General features: G+C 35.5%; 20 protein-coding genes and 2 tRNA genes. 14 read left to right on the forward strand and 8 right to left on the reverse strand.

Going from position 1 to position 17,841, the window contains the following annotated elements; translation table 11 throughout:
- Positions 1-217: 217 nt before the first annotated feature.
- Entirely contained in the window at positions 218-1,525 is a 1,308-nt protein-coding gene (locus tag GVV10_RS07630; protein ID WP_159521305.1) for a uracil-xanthine permease family protein, read from the forward strand.
- A 65-nt stretch (positions 1,526-1,590) separates the two neighbouring features.
- On the opposite strand, the gene GVV10_RS07635 is transcribed toward GVV10_RS07630, so the two are convergent.
- From GVV10_RS07635 to GVV10_RS07650, 4 genes are read right to left on the reverse strand one after another with little or no spacing between them, the layout of a single operon-like run.
- Positions 1,591-2,220 (reverse strand): flavin reductase family protein, encoded by a 630-nt coding sequence (locus GVV10_RS07635; protein WP_159521307.1) that lies wholly within the window; start codon positions 2,218-2,220, stop codon positions 1,591-1,593.
- Complete coding sequence (locus tag GVV10_RS07640; RefSeq protein WP_159521309.1) at positions 2,210-2,803, reverse strand: alpha/beta hydrolase; 594 nt, start codon at positions 2,801-2,803, stop codon at positions 2,210-2,212. The genes GVV10_RS07635 and GVV10_RS07640 overlap by 11 nt, the downstream gene beginning before the upstream one ends.
- Positions 2,784-3,251 (reverse strand): MarR family winged helix-turn-helix transcriptional regulator, encoded by a 468-nt coding sequence (locus GVV10_RS07645; RefSeq protein ID WP_159521311.1) that lies wholly within the window; start codon positions 3,249-3,251, stop codon positions 2,784-2,786. Before GVV10_RS07645 ends, GVV10_RS07640 begins: the two co-directional genes overlap by 20 nt.
- A complete protein-coding gene (locus GVV10_RS07650) occupies positions 3,229-4,218 on the reverse strand; it encodes a ring-cleaving dioxygenase (RefSeq protein ID WP_159521313.1) in 990 nt (329 codons plus the stop codon). Before GVV10_RS07650 ends, GVV10_RS07645 begins: the two co-directional genes overlap by 23 nt.
- 165 nt (positions 4,219-4,383) lie before the next feature.
- Here GVV10_RS07650 and sdaAB point away from each other — a divergent pair, with 165 nt between their 5' ends.
- From sdaAB to GVV10_RS07695, 9 genes are all read left to right on the forward strand, one after another.
- The gene (sdaAB, locus tag GVV10_RS07655; RefSeq protein ID WP_159521315.1) at positions 4,384-5,076 is read left to right on the forward strand and encodes an L-serine ammonia-lyase, iron-sulfur-dependent subunit beta; all 693 of its coding nucleotides are present in this window, start codon (positions 4,384-4,386) and stop codon (positions 5,074-5,076) included.
- A complete protein-coding gene (sdaAA, locus tag GVV10_RS07660) occupies positions 5,069-5,941 on the forward strand; it encodes an L-serine ammonia-lyase, iron-sulfur-dependent, subunit alpha (protein WP_159521318.1) in 873 nt (290 codons plus the stop codon). The genes sdaAB and sdaAA overlap by 8 nt, the downstream gene beginning before the upstream one ends.
- 95 nt (positions 5,942-6,036) lie before the next feature.
- Positions 6,037-7,008 (forward strand): NAD-dependent epimerase/dehydratase family protein, encoded by a 972-nt coding sequence (locus GVV10_RS07665; protein ID WP_159521320.1) that lies wholly within the window; start codon positions 6,037-6,039, stop codon positions 7,006-7,008.
- Between the two features lie 54 nt (positions 7,009-7,062).
- Positions 7,063-8,547, forward strand: coding sequence for a glycerol kinase GlpK (glpK, locus tag GVV10_RS07670; RefSeq protein WP_159521322.1), 1,485 nt, complete (start codon positions 7,063-7,065; stop codon positions 8,545-8,547).
- Positions 8,548-8,614: 67 nt separating this feature from the next.
- Positions 8,615-9,619: an aspartate--ammonia ligase gene (asnA, locus tag GVV10_RS07675; protein ID WP_159521324.1), complete on the forward strand. Its 1,005-nt coding sequence runs from the start codon at positions 8,615-8,617 to the stop codon at positions 9,617-9,619.
- A gap of 140 nt (positions 9,620-9,759) precedes the next feature.
- Positions 9,760-11,037, forward strand: coding sequence for a PTS sugar transporter subunit IIC (locus GVV10_RS07680; RefSeq protein ID WP_159521326.1), 1,278 nt, complete (start codon positions 9,760-9,762; stop codon positions 11,035-11,037).
- A gap of 55 nt (positions 11,038-11,092) precedes the next feature.
- Complete coding sequence (locus GVV10_RS07685) at positions 11,093-11,248, forward strand: hypothetical protein (RefSeq protein ID WP_159521328.1); 156 nt, start codon at positions 11,093-11,095, stop codon at positions 11,246-11,248.
- Between the two features lie 173 nt (positions 11,249-11,421).
- Entirely contained in the window at positions 11,422-11,817 is a 396-nt protein-coding gene (locus GVV10_RS07690; RefSeq protein WP_159521330.1) for an SIS domain-containing protein, read from the forward strand.
- A 20-nt stretch (positions 11,818-11,837) separates the two neighbouring features.
- Positions 11,838-13,187, forward strand: coding sequence for a 6-phospho-beta-glucosidase (locus GVV10_RS07695; protein WP_159521332.1), 1,350 nt, complete (start codon positions 11,838-11,840; stop codon positions 13,185-13,187).
- A 26-nt stretch (positions 13,188-13,213) separates the two neighbouring features.
- On the opposite strand, the gene GVV10_RS07700 is transcribed toward GVV10_RS07695, so the two are convergent.
- The 3 genes from GVV10_RS07700 to GVV10_RS07710 are packed head-to-tail and all read right to left on the reverse strand — an operon-like array spanning position 13,214 to position 15,400.
- Positions 13,214-14,005, reverse strand: a complete 792-nt coding sequence (locus GVV10_RS07700) for a MetQ/NlpA family ABC transporter substrate-binding protein (RefSeq protein ID WP_159521334.1) — start codon at positions 14,003-14,005, stop codon at positions 13,214-13,216.
- Position 14,006: 1 nt separating this feature from the next.
- Entirely contained in the window at positions 14,007-14,669 is a 663-nt protein-coding gene (locus GVV10_RS07705; RefSeq protein ID WP_159521336.1) for a methionine ABC transporter permease, read from the reverse strand.
- Positions 14,666-15,400 carry a methionine ABC transporter ATP-binding protein gene (locus GVV10_RS07710; protein WP_159521338.1) on the reverse strand — a complete coding sequence of 245 codons (735 nt, stop codon included), beginning with the start codon at positions 15,398-15,400 and terminating at the stop codon, positions 14,666-14,668. The genes GVV10_RS07705 and GVV10_RS07710 overlap by 4 nt, the downstream gene beginning before the upstream one ends.
- Positions 15,401-15,663: 263 nt before the next feature.
- Between GVV10_RS07710 and GVV10_RS07715 the strand changes: the two genes are divergently transcribed.
- Both GVV10_RS07715 and GVV10_RS07720 read left to right on the forward strand, forming a co-directional pair.
- Positions 15,664-15,739, forward strand: a tRNA-Ala gene (locus tag GVV10_RS07715).
- 11 nt (positions 15,740-15,750) lie between these two features.
- Positions 15,751-15,826, forward strand: a tRNA-Lys gene (locus GVV10_RS07720).
- Between the two features lie 63 nt (positions 15,827-15,889).
- Here GVV10_RS07720 and GVV10_RS07725 read toward each other — a convergent pair.
- On the reverse strand, positions 15,890-16,339 hold the full coding sequence (locus GVV10_RS07725) for a zinc ribbon domain-containing protein (protein ID WP_159521340.1): 450 nt from the start codon (positions 16,337-16,339) through the stop codon (positions 15,890-15,892).
- A gap of 186 nt (positions 16,340-16,525) precedes the next feature.
- On the opposite strand from GVV10_RS07725, the gene GVV10_RS07730 reads away from it, so the two are divergent.
- Positions 16,526-17,383: an aldose 1-epimerase family protein gene (locus GVV10_RS07730; protein ID WP_159521342.1), complete on the forward strand. Its 858-nt coding sequence runs from the start codon at positions 16,526-16,528 to the stop codon at positions 17,381-17,383.
- Complete coding sequence (locus GVV10_RS07735; protein WP_159521344.1) at positions 17,373-17,747, forward strand: hypothetical protein; 375 nt, start codon at positions 17,373-17,375, stop codon at positions 17,745-17,747. Before GVV10_RS07730 ends, GVV10_RS07735 begins: the two co-directional genes overlap by 11 nt.
- Positions 17,748-17,841: the final 94 nt, after the last annotated feature.

Genomic DNA, 17,841 nt, shown 5'->3' on the forward strand with positions numbered 1-17,841 from the left:
ATATATCTACCTATGAGTATATCATGCTCATAAATAAATGACATTTTTTTGCATAGAGACTAGACAAGTGATGAAAATATGGTATAATTCCTTCTAGTATAGGTCCTTTAAGTTGTGACAGAGAGCACAACAAGGTACGATTTTTTACCTTGCATTGAAGGGCGCCTAATGGTGCCTTTTTTGTTTGAGACCCATACCCAATATAAGGAGAGAGAGTATGGAAAATAATTTATTAGTTGATATTCATGAGAAGCCTAAATCAAAGGCTTATTGGGCAATTTTAAGTATTCAGCATGTATTTGCAATGTTTGGGGCAACCATTCTTGTGCCTATCTTAACAGGATTAGACGTAGGGGTGTCATTGGTTGCAAGTGGTGTTGGAACATTAATTTATATTGCTTGTACAAAAGCTAAAGTACCAATTTATTTAGGAAGTAGTTTTGCTTACATCAGCAGTATTGCGGCTGCTGTTGGAACAACTGGTGGCGTTGAGAGTGCTTATGTTGGTCTCATGGTTGTTGGATTAATATATATGGTCATTGCATTAATTATTAACTTTACAGGTAGTGCTTGGATTAAAAAGTTAATGCCTCCAGTCGTTGTGGGTCCGATGATTATCATTATTGGGTTATCATTAGCACCAACCGCTGTAACTGAAGCAGGATTAACAGGGATTCAACCATTACTTGATCAAGGAAAATACATTGGCTTAGCAGGGGCAGCATGGAAAGTTCCTTTGGTTGCTTTTATTACCTTTGCAACAGTCGTTTTAGTTTCTTTAAGAGGGAAAGGCTTTATGCGTGTGATTCCATTTCTAATTGCAATTATGACAGGGTATATCTCAGCAGTGCTATTAGGACTTGTTAACTTAAATGAAGTCTTTCAAGGATATACATTCTTCCAAGTTCCTAAATTTGTGTTCTTGGGAACGTATTCACTAGATTTTTCAGCTGTCATTGTTTTTGCTCCGCTTGCATTGGTTACGATTGCTGAACATATTGGTGATCATATTGTTCTAGGTGAAATTGTTGGAAAAGATCTTATCGAAGATCCAGGCTTGCATAAAACAATTCTTGGGGATGGTTTAGCAACCTTTGTTTCTGCCGCTCTAGGTGGGCCAGCAAACACAACTTACGGTGAAAATACAGGCGTGATCGCAATGACTCGTGTTGGTTCGGTTTGGGTTACTGGTCTAGCTGCTGTATTTGCAATTTTCTTAGGTTTCTTAGGGTATGTTCAAGCATTCATTAGTAGTATTCCATGGGCAGTTATTGGTGGAATGACCATTATTCTTTATGGTTTAATTGCTTCGAATGGTGTTAAAGTATTAATTAAAGATCGAACAGATTTAAGCAACATGAAAAATTTAGTAGTTGTTTCAACCATGTTGGTGATTGGTTTAGGGGGAGCAAGCATCCAACTTACACCCGAAACAACCTTAAGTGGTATGAGTTTAGCTGCAATCTGTGGTATCATCTTAAACTTAGTTCTCAGTGCTATTGAAGAAAAACCAAGCGCTGAATAAACAAAATAATAATAAAACCAGACGATTCATTGTTGTGAATAATCTGGTTTTTTTGTGCTTGATTATTATTTAGGTCGAATTCTTTTGATGATGGATCCTAGATTTGCATAATAAGGACCCCCTAAACGAGCTAAAGGATGAAAAGAATCATAGTTAATATAGTGTTTTTGAGCATCGAAAATTTTAGTATCAATGTCAATATGCAAAACATTTAATAATAACAAATCACTTTGTACCTGCTGTTGATTATCTTTGAGTTCAATGTGTTCATACAATTCTGTTTCCATAATAATTGGAACTGTGTCTAAGGCAAGTAATCCGCTTTTGTGGTTGAATGTTTTAAGATTCAAAACATCGAATTCAGATAAATCTGATTCAAGACTCAGTGATGAATGATTGACATCATCCAAGTTATCGACCTGTGCAATATGTACGAGTGCTTTTTTTGTTTCAATAATATTCTTTGCACTGTCTTTCAATTCTCCGTTTTTTCGATTGATTGCAATCAGCAGTATAGGAAGATGACTTGAAGCAATCGTAAAGAAAGAAAACGGTGCAAGATTATTGATGTGATCTTTTGATTGTGTGGATAGCCATGCGATGGGGCGTGGGGTAACCATTGCATTCAAAAGTTTGTATTGATTTTGAGAATCAAGTTGACTGAAGTCCAAGGGATAAAATGTTCTATTTCCCATAGAAAATCCTTGCATGTTCTAATTCATCTTGAGTCAGTGAATGACCAAATTGATGAGAGTAAGTAGTAAATTGAATCCCTTCTTGGCCTAAGTCTTTTTCTAATTGTTGGAAATCATCTTTGTTTACATAGGGATCTTGGTCACCATACGTTATAAAAAGATTAATTTCTTGGTTTTTAAACGGTGTGGTTGTATTAGAACGAGAAGGATGAAATAACAAAGCATTCTTAAACTTGGTTTGGTACAATCTCATAATATTTAAGAAAATATTTGAACCATTAGAGTATCCAAGAATTGTTACAGAATCTTCACGAAGATCATACTGAGCTAAAAGGTTTTTCATTTCTTGATACAGTTCTTCACTTTCAGTATTTAAACTATCTAAATCAAAAGACCCATCAGGATAGCGTTTAAAATATCGATTCATCCCATTCTCTACAATATTTCCACGAATGCCTATTTTGTGTGCCTTTGGATCAATAAACATGGCTAACGTTAAGAGGTCTGATTCGTTTCCACCTGTGCCATGTAACATGATAATTGTCTTGTCGTTTATTCCTTTTTCATAGCGATGTTTCATCATCAAGTCTCCTTTTTGCTTCTTTCCCAACTTTTTTTAGAAGTGTCTGTAACAAAACTTCTTCATTTTGTGTTAGTACATCAAAAATTGGTCGCATATCATTGTAATGCTTAGGGTAAATTTCATCAAATAATTCTCTTCCTTTATCCGTTAGATATAAGTTTATAACGCGTTGGTCTGCTTTATCCTTTTTTCTTAGAATCAAGCCTTTTTTTTCTAATTGAGCAATCACATAAGTCATTGAACTGTTGGGAATTAAGACTGAATCAATGAGAGCCTGTGTTGTTAAACCTTCTTTATGATAAATTGACTCGAGTGCTGTAAATTCATTCAGACTTAAGTCTACATCAGCAATGGATTCTTTAACATTTTCCATAACACTATGATAAGCCTTAAACAAAACAATCAATGACTTCAAAGAATCGTTATTATTTAAAGTATTCTTTTTCATAGACTTTATTGCTCCGTACACTATCAAATGGTTTTAAAGTATCTTCCACATGCTGCTGATGGTGACGTAGATGTGGGGGTAAGGTTAGTGTTTCACCCAAAATCTCATACGATTCTTGATCATCAATAAAACCAGGGCCATCGGTTGCAAGTTCGAAAAGTATATTTGGATAAAGTCGAATATAGAGTGACTTAAAGTAGAACCGGTCAACATAACCCGAATTTCTTAAGTTTTTGGTGTCAAAGTGATCTTGCCACCAATAGAGTTCTTCCAAATCATTGACTCTAAAAGCCACATGGTGAACACCGCCATAGCCTTGCTGAGCTTGTGGTGCATCTGTTTTTTCTTCAACGATGACTTCAGCACCATTTCCACCCGTATGCATTTCATAAAGATGGAAATCATCCTCTTGCGAAATTTTGGTCATGTGTAGTAAGGATGTTAGGGCAGTATCCATGAGTGATAGACTCTGTACAGTTAAGAAGACAGGTCCTAAACCAATAATCGCAAATTCATTTGGAACTGGTCCCTTATACCATGGTTCACCAGGCGCTACACCGTGGTTATTTTCATCCGACACCAATGCATATTGTTGTTGATCAAAATCTTCAAATAATATAAATTTTTTGTTGAAGAGGTGTTTGATATCTGAGTGTTTAACATCATAATGGTCAAATCGCTTTAACCAATAATTTAAAGATTCATCATCCTTGACTCTAAATGTTGAACGAGAGATATCGTTGGTCCCTTGAACATGTTGAGGAATGTTTTTAAAATCAAAGAACGTCATGTCTGTTCCTGGACTTCCTTTGTCATCCGCAAAAAATAGATGGTATGTATTAATGTCATCTTGATTAACATTCTTTTTGACTAATCGTATTCCTAAAACATTGGTATAAAAATCATAAATTCTTTTTGCATCACTGGTGATTGCTGTAATGTGATGAATGCCTCGTAATTGTTTCATAAGTATTACCTCCTATTACCAATATATTACGAAACCGTAATAATTTAAAGTGATTTGCTCAAGCATTTGGTGCACGATGACCAAATGAACCAATTTAACTTGGAATAAGTCCGTAAACATATATAATAAAGATAGAAAATATTAAATACAAATAGAGGAGGCATTATGGCAGGAAAAAAGTTTAAATCAGTCTTTGATATTATTGGACCCGTCATGGTTGGTCCAAGTAGTTCACATACCGCTGGAGCGGCACGGATTGGAAAAATGGCACGGTCCCTATTTCCAGAAAACCCAAAGCAAATCAATGTATATTTATACGAATCCTTTGCTGAAACATATCGTGGTCATGGTACCGATGTTGCCTTAGCAGGTGGATTAATGGGAATGAACCCTGATGATGATCAACTACATGAATCTTTAATACTTGCTCAAGAAAAAGGGATCAAAATAAATTTTATTCCTCTTGCAGACAAAGTGTCACACCCTAATACCGCAAAAATTGTGATGCGTGGGGATCAAGAAAAAATGGAAGTCACAGGAATTTCTATTGGTGGAGGTAGTGCCGAGATTATTCGCGTGGATGGAAAAGAAGTCAATATTGATGGGAAGATTCCAACAATTTTAATTAAGCATATCGATCAACCGGGTATGATTTCTCAAGTAGCGAATGTCTTGAGCAATTTAAATCTTAATGTCGCAACGATGCGAGTTGAACGTGAATCAAGAGGGTGTGAAGCGTACATGGTGATCGAGATTGATGACCATGATGAGATTGGAAATGCTGTTGAAATATTAAACTCAATGGATTGTGTTTTAAATGTTTCACATATTGATTTAAGGGAGGATAGCAATGTTTGATACGATTGAGGCATTAGTTCAAAAAGCAGAAGAACGTGGTTCTTTATCCGAATTAATAATTGAAGAAGAAATAAGAGATTCTGGTCATTCAAGAGACTATATTTGGGAACAGATGACCTATCAATTAGATGTGATGAATAAAAGTATTGAACGAGGTATTCAAGGGGTTAAATCAAAAACTGGATTAACAGGTGGAGCAGCAAAACAAATTCATGAATACATTAAAAAAGGAAAAATGATTAGTGATCCTACTATTCTAACAGCTGTTCAAAATGCCGTTGGAACAAACGAAGTGAATGCATCGATGGGATTAATCTGTGCAACACCAACTGCAGGTAGTGCAGGAGTTGTACCAGGAGTCTTGAGTGCTTTAACTCAAAAGTATGAACTCACTGAAGAAGAACAGATACGCTATTTATTTGTTGCAGGTGGCTTTGGTTTGGTTGTGGCTAATAATGCCTCAATTAGTGGAGCCATGGGTGGATGTCAAGCAGAGATTGGGAGTGCCTCGGCAATGGCGAGTGCTGCAGCCGTCGATGCATTAGGTGGAACGCCTAAAATGGCAGCTCATGCTTTTGCCATGACAATCAAGAATATGCTAGGTCTTATCTGTGATCCTGTGGCAGGTTTAGTTGAAGTTCCATGTGTAAAAAGAAATGCGCTGGGTGCATCCCAAGCCATCATTTCTGCAGATATGGCACTTGCAGGTGTCGAAAGTATTTTACCAGCCGACGATGTTGTTTTAGCTATGCATAAAGTTGGGCAGGATATGCCATCAAAATATAAAGAAACTGCAGAAGGTGGTCTTGCAGATACGCCAAAAGCACGACAATTGGAAGCAGAAATTTTTAACGAAAATTCTTAAAAATCCTTTTTCATGACATTTAAAGGCACTTTGATAAACATTTAGTTTGCTTATCCAAGCGATTCGCTATACTAAGTTTGAAAGGTGGTCGTATCATGAAAAAAATTCTAGTTATTGGTGGAACAGGTTTTTTGGGTTACCACACAATTGAAGAATTATTAGAGAAAAAGTACTCAGTTGTTTCTATTTCATTACCACCCATACCAAGCGAGACATTATTTGAAGGAAAAGACGTCGAAAATATTTTGGCAGATGTAAATACATTAAAAGACGAACAATTATTAAAGATAATGAACGAAGTAAGTGGGGTAATTTACGCAATTGGTTCTGATGAAAGAGTGTTACCAAATGCACCAGCATTTCAGTATTATTATCAAGAAAATGTTTTGCCAACTCAACGAATTGCTCATTTGGCAAGTAAAGCAGGCGTCGAAAAATTTGTGGTATTTGGTTCATATTATTCAGAGTTTTCCGAACGGATGCCTGATTTATATCTTGAAGATGAACCGTATGCGAAAGCAAGGTTATTGCAAGAAGAATTAGCATTTGCTGAAGGTGAAGGAACAATGCATGTGATGAGTTTGAGGTTGCCATACATTTTTGGTACAATGCCAGGTCGAGAATCTATTTGGAAAGCTTATGTTGAACGGATTCGCGGAAAAAAGATGGTTCCATCACTTCCAGGTGGAACGGCAATGGTTACTGCAAAACAAGTAGCCCAAGCAGCGGTTGGAGCTTTAGAAAACGGTGTTCATCGAAAAACCTACGCGATCTCTGGCATTAACATGAAGTATCATGTGTTCTATGAAATGATCGTCGAAGCGTTAGGTCAAAGTAAATTTACATCAGTTCCAGTTATCCCACTAGCGATGGCCATCGAAACCTATGAAGATTTAGACCAAGAAGCAAGTCTTCAAGGAAAAGAACATGGTATTCACATGGTAACGGTAGCAAGAATAGAGGAAAAAGATTTCTATATCGATCCCTTCGAAGCAATGGAAGCCTTAGGCTATGAAGAAGATAATGTATTAAAAACAATTAGAGAAACACTGAAGAGCTGTATTTAAGACTAAGTTTACTTAGTCTTTTTTGTTATAATAAGTAAAAGCGAGGTTTTAATAATGAAAGAATATATTATTACATTAGATCAAGGAACAACAAGTTCTCGAGCAATTGTATTTAATAGGAAACAAGAAATTATTGGCATTGCTCAAACAAATTTACAATCAATCTACCCACAAAATGCATGGGTTGAACAAGATCCTATGGAAATATGGTCAAGTCAAAGCGGTGCCTTATCAGAAGTGATTGCTAAAACCGGCATCCATCCAAGTGAAATCGAAGCCATTGGAATTACAAATCAAAGAGAGACAACAGTTGTATGGAATAAAGAAACAGGAAAACCAATTTACAATGCAATTGTTTGGCAATGTCGAAGAACGGCGTCGTATTGCCAGACACTTGTAGAAAAAGGATTAGAGCCCTATATTAAAGAAAACACTGGTTTAGTGGTCGATGCTTATTTCTCAGGGACTAAAATCAAATGGATTTTAGACAATGTCGAAGGTGCTAAAGAATTGGCATCAGAAGGAAAATTAATGTTTGGAACCGTTGATACGTGGTTGCTTTATAACTTTAGTGAGAAAAAAGTACACAAAACGGATTATACAAACGCATCACGCACAATGATCTACAACATTAAAAAATTAGAATGGGATGAAAAATTACTGAATGAGTTAGAAATACCACGATCCATGTTACCAGAGGTGTGTGATAGCTCAAGCTTATTTTCATACGCTAATATTCAAGGATATCAAATTCCAATTACAGCGATGGTCGGTGATCAACAAGCTGCTTTATTTGGTCAACAATGTTTCAATAAAGGGCAAGCTAAAAACACATATGGAACAGGTTGCTTCTTATTGATGAATACAAAAGATGAACTTGTTAAAAGTGAGCGTGGTTTGTTGAGTACTATCGCAATCGCTCTTGACGGAACGGTAGAATATGCTTTAGAAGGTTCAGTGTTTATTGCAGGTGCACTTATTGCTTGGCTAAAAAATGAGATGGCAATGCTTGATTCAATTGATGATGCAGAGTATTTTGCAACTAAAGTTGAAAATAACGGTGGACTTTATTGTGTTCCAGCATTTACAGGTCTTGGCGCTCCTCATTGGGATATGGATGCGCGAGGTCTTTTCATTGGGCTCACTCGTTCAAGTAATAAAAACCATTTTATACGAGCTGCCTTAGAATCCATTGCTTATCAAAGTTATGATGTCATGAAATCAATGGAAGATGATGCACAATTTGCCATCCAACAGTTAAAAGTTGATGGCGGTGCTGCTAATAATAACTTTCTTATGCAGTTTCAAGCAGACATTCTGAATGTTAAAGTGGAAAGACCGGCCAATGTTGAATCAACATCATTAGGTGCCTATTATCTCGCCGGCCTTCATACATCATATTTCAAAAACAGAGAAGAAATCATGAAAACAACTCAAGAGAGCAAAACATGGAATCCTACAATGGATGAAACAGTCCGTCATGAGACGATCCAACAGTGGCACAAAGCAGTTGAGAGAAGCCTTAAATGGAAAGACTAAGAAAGCCACAAACCTTTACAATTTCAACTCATTACGATAAGATTATGAGGTATGAAATGAGGAGCTTATGTCGAAAATAATTATACCAAAAGACTACCAATCAACGTTAGGTGTCTATGAGACACAAACAGCAATTGGTAATATAAAAAAGTGGTTTGAAGAAGCGTTAACAGGAAGTTTGAAGTTAAAAAGAGTTTCAGCACCTTTATTTGTTGCTCAAGAATCAGGATTGAATGATGATTTGAGCGGTGTTGAAAGACCGGTCAGTTTTCATGTTCCAGCTTTAGAAGCAAAAGGTGAAGTCGTTCATTCTTTAGCAAAATGGAAACGAATGGCTTTGCATCAATATGATTTCCGAATTGGAAATGGTCTGTATACGGATATGAACGCAATTCGTCGAGACGAAGAATTATCCAATATTCACTCTATTTATGTTGATCAATGGGACTGGGAACGTGTCATTGACAACGATCAAAGAACATTAACATATTTAAAAGACACAGTTCAAAGTATTGTGAACGCAATAGTCGAAACGTCAAGTCGCTTGCACACTAAATATCCAGAAGTCGATGTCTTCATCGATTCAAATGTCAGCTTTATTAGCAGTCAAGAATTAGAAGATATGTACCCTGAACTTACATCAAAAGAACGTGAAAATGCATACGTAAAAGAACACCCGACAACATTTATCTATCAAATTGGTGACACCTTAAGAAGTGGGCAACCACACGATGGAAGAGCGCCAGACTATGATGATTGGAAACTCAATGGTGATTTACTCTTTTGGCATGAAGCTTTAGGGATGGCCATGGAATTATCAAGCATGGGAATCCGAGTGGATGCAAAGAGCTTAGATGAGCAATTAAATAAGGCAGACGCTAACGACAAAAGACGCTATGAATTTCATCAACGCGTCCTAGATAATACCTTACCATTAACAATTGGTGGTGGAATTGGTCAAAGTCGTATGTGTATGCTGTTGTTAGGAAAAGCACATATTGGGGAAGTCCAAGTGTCACTTTGGGATGATGAAACAATTCAATGTTGTGAAAATAAAATTCATTTACTCTAACAAGCTTCGGCTTGTTTTTTTATTTGTAACAGGTGTTACAATATGGAACGGGTTACAAGTCAATTAATGTGTTACAACAGGTAATGAAAGCCTTTACACTCTGTCATGGAAAGCATACTATGGTGGCAGGAGGAGAGGTTATGAATAAAATTTTAGATTCATTGGAACAAAAATTAGTTCCGATTGCATCAAAGCTTGATCAGAATAGATATCTTTCAGCAGTTAAAGATGGATTTTTTGCAGTCATGTCATTTTTAATCATTGGTTCTATTTTCTTGCTTTTTGCAAACTTACCAATCAATGGTTATCCAGAATTTATGACTGGATTACTTGGTGAAGGTTGGAAACAGTATTTCTTAGTACCATTCTTTGCATCCATGAATGTGATGACACTCTTTGTTATGATAGGAATTGCACGAAGTTTGGCATCATCTCATAACATGGATGAAGAATCATCCATTATTGGAACACTGGTTGCTTTTCTAATTTTAACGCCATTTGAAGCAGGAGAATCAGGATTAATGCTTGCTGCCAGTGCATTTAGTGCAGAAGGTTTATTTTTAGGGATATTCACTGCAATCTTTACCGTAGAGATTATGCGAATTATTACTGAAAAAGGCTGGGTTATTAAAATGCATCCATCCGTTCCTGAGAACGTTTCACGATCATTTTCAACATTAATTCCAGGATTGTTTGTCATTTTATTTTTTGGAGTCATTCGACTAGGGTTTAGTTTTACATCATTTCAAACAATTCAAAATTTTATTTTTACAGCTTTACAGACACCGCTAATGGCTTTGGGCGATACATTGCCAGCCCGAATGATTTTGACAGTTGTAGAACAATTACTTTGGTCATTTGGCTTGCATGGAAACAACATTGCAGGTGGAGCAATGGCACCGATTTACCAAACATTAACAGTCCAAAATGCAGAAGCGACGATGGCAGGATTATTACCGCCTAATATCATTACAGTTCAATTCAATACAAACTTTGTTAAAGTCGGAGGGGCAGGGTCAACGTTAGGACTTGTCTATCTCATGGCAACACAAGCAAAATCTGAGCAATATAAATCTTTAGGACGTTTATCCTTTGCACCAGCAATTTTTAATATAAACGAACCAGTTATTTTTGGTGTTCCAATTGTCTTGAATCCACTGATGATTATTCCGTTTTTCTTAGCACCTTTAACACTTGTAGTCATAACATATTTCGCAATGTTTACAGGTTTAGTTCCTTATACAAGTGGGGTTAATATACCATGGTCAACACCACCCATTATTTCAGGGCTACTGATTACGGGGTGGCGAGGAGCCCTTTTACAAGTTGTTAATATTCTCGTAGCCACCGCAATATACTACCCATTCTTTAAAATAATTGACCAAAAAGCATACGATGAGGAGAATCCTCAAGAATAAGCTAAAATTATTGCTTTCCATTATGATAAAATGATGTTGAAAGTGGTGGTTCATAATGTTCGAAAACATTCAAGATTTATCGTATGCAGAAATGTCGGTGTTTAATTTTGTTAAGTTTAATTTGGATCAAGTCCAAAAAATGAGTATTAGAGAACTGGCTGATCAATCGAATGTATCAGTTGCTACAGTTGATCGTTTTTGTAAAAAATAGGTTATAAAGGATTTAGTGATTTTAAGCATCGTTTAAGTGGTGGAAATAAACAACAGTCATCTCTTGATTCAAACAGTTCGTATTTAATTTCTTTTATTAATACAGTCAAAGAATTTGAGTATCAAGAACGACTTAAAGAGACAGCAGAATATTTGCTCTCTGCAGATAATTTAGTGTTTATTTCTGAGGCTGGATCTTCCGCACATATCAATCGAAGTGCAGCTTCAAGATTTTCATCCCTTGTTCGATATGCTATGGTTATTGAAGATTCACTTGATTTTCATAGAATTAATACAGAATTTAATCAAAAAACATTTAATGAAAATACTTGGATAATATTATTATCAAGAACAGGCGAAACACAAGGGTCATTAACTAAAGCAACCAATCTTCAAAGGTTAGGCTGTAAAGTACTTGCAATTACAGCTTCTGAAGATACGACTTTAGGAAGAATATCTGATGTATGTTTACCAACATATTTCAGACCCAGTGATAATAATACCTCATATGTTCCTATCTTGTTTTTAGTAGAAGAACTCTCAATTGTTGCATCTAAAATGATTCGATAAGCCTTAGAAAGTAGGGTTTTATGAAACATGGAATTAAGATCGTAACGATCGGAGGAGGAAGTAGTTATACTCCGGAATTAATTGAAGGATTTATATTAAGAAGTGATGAGTTAAAAATTAGAGAAATATGTCTTGTTGATATTGAACAAGGGAAAGAAAAATTAGAAATTGTGGGAGCGATGGCAAAACGTATGATTAAGAAAGCAAATCTTGATTGGGTCGTTACACTTAGTACAGATCGTCGAGATGTTTTAGCCGATGCAGATTATGTCACAACACAATTTCGAGTGGGCGGATTAGAGGCTCGAGCCAAAGACGAAAGAATTCCTTTAAGTCATGGCATGATAGGTCAAGAAACAAACGGTGCCGGAGGGATATTTAAGGCATTCAGAACCATCCCTGTTATTTTAGATATTATTCATGACATGGAAGAACTATGCCCAAACGCATGGCTCATTAATTTCACAAACCCGGCGGGAATGGTTACAGAAGCAGCAATAAATGTGGGTGGATGGAACAAGACAATTGGATTATGCAATATTCCTATCTTGTTTGAAAAAAATTGTCAAGCAGTTATGGAAACTAAAGGTCAAGGTGAAGATTTATTTGTAAAGTTTGCAGGACTCAATCATTTCCATTGGCATCGTGCATTTACAAATGAAGGCAAAGATGTCACGGATGTAATAATCGAAGAGTTATATAACAGTAACAATTTTAATGATAGAGAAGAAGTAGCTAATATTCGAAGATTACCGTTTCATTACGAGCAAGTCAAAAACTTGGGTGTTTTACCCTGTTCTTATCATCGATATTATTACATTACTCAAGATATGCTTGATGGTCAAATTGATGATTTTGCAAGCAAGCAAACACGAGCTGAAGTCGTTATGGAAACTGAAAAAAGATTATTTGAGTTATACAAAGATCCCGATTTAGATTATAAACCAGAAGAATTGTCAAAACGAGGCGGTCGTTATTATTCCGATGCAGCGTGTGAACTTATTAATTCAATTGAGAATGATAAACGTACCATCATGGTCGTTAGTACACAAAACAATGGAGCCTTGAGTGATCTATCAGATAAATCAATTGTAGAAGTATCAAGTATTATTACAGCACATGGAGCTGAACCTTTAGCTTGGGGTGAATTTAGTGCTGGTCCACGAGCAAGTCTTCAGTTGATGAAGGGGATGGAAGAATTAGTCATTGAAGCAGCAACAACAGGTGATTATGGTGCAGCACTCCAAGCATTTACACTTAACCCACTTATTCCAAGTGGCACTGTTTCAAAAAAAGTGTTGGATGAACTGTTTCTTGCTCATGAAGATTATTTACCACTATTTAACGAAGCGATTGCCAAATTAAAGTAAAAAACCGCATTTGCGGTTTTTTTGACTTAAAATGAAGGAACTAATGTTGCATCATGATCTTCCACTAAGAACGATCTGACTGCATCACTTGTCATTGCTTTGGTCAATGCTTTAATTTTGTCACTGTCTTTGTTATCTTCACGAGCGACTAAACTAATCGCATAATAACTGTCACTGTTTTCAATTAACACAGCATCTTTTTTAGGTGTTAATCCAATTTTACCTATATAAGTAGGATAGTTATACACTAAATCAACATCTTCATAAGCTTGCGTCAATGTTAACAATTTAACTTTGATAAATTCAAGCTCTAAGGGATTTTCTAAAATATCTTCCGTAGTAACTTTGCGAATATCTGTATCATTCAATGTAATTATTTTATGATCGGCAAGAATTGCTAATGCACGAGCTTCGTTTGCAGGATCGTTTGGAATTGCAACTTTAGCGCCTTTTTCAACATCTTCAATCTTATCGTATGTCTTTGAATAGAATCCGACAATGGCATCATAGATTGGAGTTACACCCACTAAAGTACCGTCAACACTTTTATTAAAATCCTCCATGTGAGGAATATGTTGGAAAAAGTTTGCATCAATTTCTTTATCATTTAATGCAACGTTGGGTTGGCGATTGTCACTGACATTGACTAATTCTAATTCCCAACCTTCTTTTGCTAGTTCTTCTTTAGCGATGTTAACGACATCGGTCATAGGTTCCATATGTGAAGCCACTTTAATGACCTTATCCTCTTTTTTAGCACCTGAACATGCAGTTAATAATACAAGTGTGAATAAAACTACCGAAATCTTTTTAATCATACTATCTCCTATCTAGCTTATTTGCTATATGGTTTCCAAAGAATTGAATGAACTGTACGATGATTATCATGATGAATATTGTTGTGTACATAATATCCATTTCCCAGCGTTGATAGCCGTATACCATTGCGAAATCACCGATTCCGCCACCACCAACGACACCCATTACAGTTGAATAAGAAATAAAACTGACAATTGCTGATGTTAGCCCTAAAACAAGTGAGGAACGTGCTTCAACCAGGTAGAAGTTAAAGACAACTTCTTTGGTTGAGGCACCAAGGGACAGTGCAGTATCAATAATTTCTTTTGGGACTTCAAGTAAAGCCTGCTCAACAAAACGTGAGTATAAGGATGCCGCAACAACAGCCATTGGAATGGACGCTGCAAGTGTACCTAATGAAGTTCCAACTATAAAGCGGGTAACCGGGATCATGAAAATAATAAATAATAAGAAAGGAAAAGAACGAACGATGTTAACTAAAATATTCAATGTGTTATAAACAAATCGATTTTCTTTGATACCACCTGGTTTACTGATTACTAATAATATTCCAAAGGGTCCCCCAATAAAAATGGCTGAAGCAATGGATAATAACAGTAAAATTCCAGTTTCACTCAAAGCTTTAATCAATTCATTTTGATGTTCAAGTATAATTTGAATCATGACTCAAGGACCTCTTTAGCAAACAGTGAATAAGAACTGTTAATATTTTGATTTAAAGATTGTTTAACATGGACAATTTCATGGAGATTTCCTTTTTCCATAATTGCTACCCGATTGCAAATTTCCTTCGCAACCAAAAGTTCATGGGTAACGACAACAATTGTTGTATTAAAGTCCTTATTAACGTTCTTTAAAATTTGTAACATTTCACTGGTTGTTTTTTGATCCAATGCTGAGCTTGGTTCATCACACAATAATATTTTAGGGCGTGTTACAATTGCACGAGCAATTGCGACCCTTTGTTTTTCACCACCGCTTAATTGAGAAGGGTAATGATACATTTTATCATTAAGTCCAACAAACTCTAGGGCTTGGACAATACGGTTTGTATCATCAATCCCTTGAATTTTAAGGGCAATAAGAATATTATGGTAAACATCCTTATTATTAAGTAGGTTGTAGTTTTGGAAAACAACTGCAATGTTCTCTCTCATTAATTGCAATTCTTTTCGACTTAATGTTGCAATATCAATATCATCAATTAGAACCAAGCCATCATCTTGTGTTTCCAATTGATTAATAAGTCTTAAAACGGTAGATTTCCCAGCACCGCTTTCACCCAAAATCCCAAATATTTCTCCATCTTCTATTTCCATGGTTAATTCATTAACAGCTGTAAATTTTTGTTGATGATTAACAAAAGATTTAGTCACCTGTTCAAATCGAATCATTCAATCACTCCCTAACCACTGTCATTATAGGGTATATAAGGTGGCTTGTCATGTGATTTTGATCAGTATTTTCACAAAAAATTAGTAAAGTAAGAAAGCAAAGTCAAAGCCAATTTATTGATAATAAATTATTATCAAAACGCTTACATTTAGAAGAAAGTATTTTTCTTGCTAACCTATGAAAACTGACTTTTGAAATTATTTTTAATATATTTTAAAAAAGACTACCATTTTTTGAAAAAACATGTATAATGAACTTCGTTGGGGCTTTAGCTCAGTTGGCAGAGCGCTTCGCTGGCAGTGAAGAGGTCACCGGTTCGAGACCGGTAAGCTCCACCAAAAATTTACGTGACCCGTTAGCTCAGTCGGTAGAGCAACTGACTTTTAATCAGTGGGTCGTAGGTTCAATTCCTACACGGGTCACCAGTTCAATATAAAACAAAACAACTTGTAAAAGTTGTTTTTTTTGATTCTAAATTGAAAAAATTCTTAAATTCTATGAGTGATGATTAGGATTGTTTTTAATGAAAAATAGAAAACCCAAATCCGTGTTATTATTTTTAGAAGTTTTATTTTCTCGACTTGAAATCCTTTTGATTTTTTTTCGAAATTGAGCTTTATTTTCTTTATAATTAGGAAAAGACCGCGAGTACTACTTACAAGCATAATAATGGCTGGTAAAAAAACAAGCATCGAAAAGAAGTCGTGTCTGAATTTAGCAAGCCAGTGGACAAATGGTGCGAGAAAGAAAAATACAAACCAAAACAGTATAAATAGAATGTCGTTATCATTGGATGTGCCGGGTTGGTCATATTCAGGCATCGCACCACAGTTAGGACAATAATCATATCCTGCTACGACATTTCTAGAACAATCTGGGCACATGAACCCTTTATTCTCACTGATATATTTAGAGGCATTACGTTGATAATTAACCATAGATATCTCCTTTAATAATTATTAATAAATTATATCATAAATAATCAATGATAAACTTAGTCTCAATGTTTATTTTGTTTAAGAGTCTGATTTATAAATATGGTGAATGATGTTAATAAGTACCATTTCTTTACTGTTAAAAAGGGATTTGATAAGATATTAATAAGTAGAATGTGAGGGCATTAAATGAATATATTAGAAAATGATTATTTAAAAGTAACAATCTCAAACACTGGTGCTGAGATTCGAAGTGTTTATGATAAGAAAGATCAACGAGAGAGAATGTGGTCAGGTGATGAATCACATTGGAACCGTGTATCACCAGTGCTCTTTCCAATTGTTGGTAAAGTAAAAGAAGGGTTCTATGAAATTGATGGTGAGCGTTATGAACTTTCACAACATGGTTTTTTAAGAGACCAGCAGTTTGGTGTGATTGAAGAACGTGCTGACTTAATTAAGTTTGCCTATATATCAGATGAAGCAATGCTTCGTGTTTATCCTTATAAGCATATGGTGTTGATCACATATCAATTAATTAAGTCGTCAGTTAAAGTCGTTTGGTCTATCTACAATCTTGATGATAAAACAATGCATTACTCAATTGGAGCCCATCCAAGCTTTTTAATTGATGAGAAAAAAGATTATGAATTCAGCTATCCAAATGAAACACGGTCATATTCCATAGGCTTAAAAGAAGGTCATGTGTTTGATGCAGAAAAAATTCAATTAGAAAACGATCGAGTTGTTCCAGAGTTTTTTGCTAATAATGCAGTTATATACCAAGATTTAAGTTCTGTTATTTTAAGTTCAACTGACGGAAGTGATTATGTCAAAGTCAATTTTGCTGGTTTCCCATTTGTTGGGTTGTGGAGTCCATATTATAAGGATAAGACAATTGCACCCTTTGTATGTATTGAACCTTGGTTAGGAATTGCTGATGAATATGATAGTGATCATGATTTTGTTAATAAAATAGGGATGATGGAATTGCCAATTGGTGAATTCTCTCATCATGGATACGAGATGACCTTCCATGAACAATAAAATTAGAAAGTTTTTTGAAGGTCGATATGGTCCAGATTTATTGGGAAGAGATTTAATTTTTTTAGCATTATTTATATCAATCCTTAATCTTTTTGTGAAAAGTAAAATTGTTTCTTGGATTCCATTTGTAATTTCACTCATAGTTATCTTGCGTTTAATCTCAAAAAATTTCCCAAAACGATACAATGAAAATAGAATCTATGCTTTATGGCGTCAGCGAATGAAAACCAATACAACTGATCGTTTAAAGTTTAAATATTTCAGATGCAAGACTTGTAAGCAGCGTGTCCGCGTTCCAAGAGGAAAAGGAAAAGTTACTATTACTTGTCCAAAATGTCGAAGCAAATTCGACGGAAAATCGTAACCTTATACAATATGTTAAAGATTTCACAATGAAAGTGCTTACTTTGTGTCGTTGATGAACTAGATGCCAAATAAACTTAATTTTTACGGATAAA

The sequence above is a fragment of the Erysipelothrix urinaevulpis genome (genome assembly GCF_009828835.1).
GTDB lineage: Bacteria > Bacillota_I > Bacilli_A > Erysipelotrichales > Erysipelotrichaceae > Erysipelothrix > Erysipelothrix urinaevulpis.